Raw genomic sequence first — 2,326 nt, 5'->3', positions numbered from 1 at the left:
TACAAAGGGTACGAGCAAGAGATTTATGGCATTTGTCTCATCGATTGATTCGTAAGATTCTGTCTCATAATCTATGCTTTGTACTCAACAAAAAACTTGGTAACCCGCCTCTTCAGTTTGAATTGCTTATTTCAAGTTGAGAGTGGGGTTACTACTAGGAAATATCCAACCGGTTTCTCGACTATTGCCCCAAGTTGCAATGACTCTAAGCTCAGAGATTAAAAACTCTCTACCATCAGTATCAAGCATCAAAGTATGATATTTTTCTGCCACTTTATTTATCCAGACCATGCGGCTATCATAATTTTCTAGTATCGTACCCTTTGGAGGTGCGCTCCATGGGTCTTCAGGTAGAGATTTGGCGTCTCCTCCTAATCTTTCTCTTCCTCTTCCAGTTCCCTTTCTTCTTTTTTTTAGCGTATTAACATTATAATCGCTTGATAATGCTAGTGTTTGATTAATAGACACCTTGCTCAAAAACCAACCGCGTTGACTCTTAACATTTGTTTGAAGAGACGCATCCTCCCATGCGATTTTTTGTAATATGTTTTTTTGTTCTTGTACTGCCACATATAGAATGTGTGTTAATAACACTTTTTTAGCTGCTTTAAACTTTCCATCAGTAGTAGATTTAAATTTAAATTTAGATTCAATACTAGGTAGCAAGCCAAAAGCAGAGTTGATTTCTGGTGTTACTCGTAGATAGTTGAGTTTTGATAAAGAAGACGACCATGGCATATTATTCATTGACGTTCGAAGATCGACAAAATTTTGAGTATTACGTTGTCCTTTACATTTTGCAAATGATGTAGGAGAAGCGCTCCACAGATAATGCCACACTGATATGTCCATAAAGAGCCATAAATTTCCTTTTGCAAAGGCATTTAAGGCGTCATCTGAATTTAGCATACCGGTAAGATAAGCAGTTTGACTTCTAAAAGCGCTAAAGACCATAGCTACTGTTTTAGACGCAAAAGCTCCTAGTCCCATCCAATAATAGCGCCCTAATAAAGTAGGGTCACCTCCGACCTCTGTTTCTAAAAATATTTTGGCATACACAGAAGAAATTCGTCTAGCTCGAGCCTCATATCCTGGTTCAAGCTCATAATTGTTAGATGAAACAAGATTAGATACTCGTTTCATTACTTCTTGCTGATATATTTGTAAAAACTGAATACAGTTACATTGAGCTGGTCTACAGCTGCCCACATTAGTATTCGTTTTGCTGCGCCAATCTAAAGAATCACCAGACATTACTTTCTCTCAACTTAAGTTAATGATAATTAAGGTCTATTTTTTATCGATACTTGTAAATTTTGACCATACTAATTTAACTTTTAAATCATCTTCGGTGTCGCCAGAATCTATGCGAGGAGTTTTGCCCTCACTATCGGATTTTGCTTTAATATTCAGATTTTTACTGGCCAATCTATATTCTAAGTCAGGCAACGGAGTACCTGTAGGATCTAAAAACTGAACCTGCTCATCAAAGAATTCTTTTTCGATAAGCTTATCAAAAGGTAGGCGCGATAAATAACTACTATCCATCCCACCACCAGCCTTACTATGCTTACCACCTTTCTCCGTAAACTGCTTAGCCGATATCGTAATATTTGCGCCATCAAGGGTGATACTAGCTCCACCAGCCGTCAGCGTAATCTTATTCGCTGCGACTATTTCAACCTCTTTCGTCGAAGAGGCGATGTTGACATCTTGCTTAGCCGTCGCTTCAAGTTTCCCCGTATGGGCGGAGAGGGTGATGTTGTCCTTAGCATTGGTCATACTAAATTGACCATCGGCTATGATATTGAGTGACTCACTACTGATTTGGCTATGACTATCGCCACTACTGATATTCATATCTTGCTGAGTAGTGCTAATCATCTCGCCCATGCTTCTATGAATCAGGGTATCAGTACCGACATAGCTTGTATCTGCTGCACTATCGATAAGCGTGAATGGTGTGGTTTGATGAGTCTTGGTTTGCTGTTCCTCTGCGATAGTCTCAAGTTGCGTCTTAATCGCGTTATGGTCATTGACTTGTCTGCCAAGTCCTGTTGCCAGTTGCGTTAGTCGCTCTGCTAGATGCTGACCACCTAGACCAGTTTGAGTCAGAGTCGGGGTATGCTGTTGATAGTTATGCTGTCCAGATTGTGCGTGGGTTTGTGGTTGAGTGGAAAATAATGAATATAAAAAACCACCCTTTTTCACCGTCAAACCGTCAAACCGTCAAACTGCCAAATAACTTCACCCCAGTTATTGTTTGGATAGTCTGGCATGATGTCGCCTTGCTTAAAGTAAGCACGACTGTCAGATTTTGCTTGCG

The 2,326-nt window shown here is 39.9% G+C and carries 2 protein-coding genes and 1 pseudogene; 1 reads left to right on the top strand and 2 read right to left on the bottom strand.

Translation table 11 applies throughout. The features are described from left to right. Positions 1 to 140: pseudogene (locus EI162_RS14010) on the top strand (IS982 family transposase); the annotation flags it as partial. On the opposite strand, the gene EI162_RS14005 reads toward EI162_RS14010, so the two are convergent. Together EI162_RS14005 and EI162_RS14000 are read right to left on the bottom strand one after the other, a co-directional pair. Beyond that, the gene (locus EI162_RS14005) at positions 127 to 1,254 is read right to left on the bottom strand and encodes a DUF2515 family protein (RefSeq protein WP_192524914.1); all 1,128 of its coding nucleotides are present in this window, start codon (positions 1,252 to 1,254) and stop codon (positions 127 to 129) included. The pseudogene EI162_RS14010 and the gene EI162_RS14005 sit on opposite strands and share 14 nt — an antisense overlap. Before the next feature lie 36 nt (positions 1,255 to 1,290). Continuing rightward, positions 1,291 to 2,211, bottom strand: a complete 921-nt coding sequence (locus EI162_RS14000) for a DUF2345 domain-containing protein (protein WP_318779331.1) — start codon at positions 2,209 to 2,211, stop codon at positions 1,291 to 1,293. Positions 2,212 to 2,326 lie beyond the last annotated feature (115 nt).

The sequence above is a fragment of the Psychrobacter sp. FME6 genome (assembly GCF_014861365.1).
Lineage (GTDB): Bacteria > Pseudomonadota > Gammaproteobacteria > Pseudomonadales > Moraxellaceae > Psychrobacter.
The sequence above is the reverse complement of the archived record's forward strand: the minus strand, read 5'-3'. Positions and strand labels throughout refer to the sequence as shown.

Bases quoted from the DNA above. Each gene is read 5' to 3' on its own strand.
- EI162_RS14005 (WP_192524914.1), bottom strand. From the start codon at position 1,254: ATGTCTGGTGATTCTTTAGATTGGCGCAGCAAAACGAATACTAATGTG.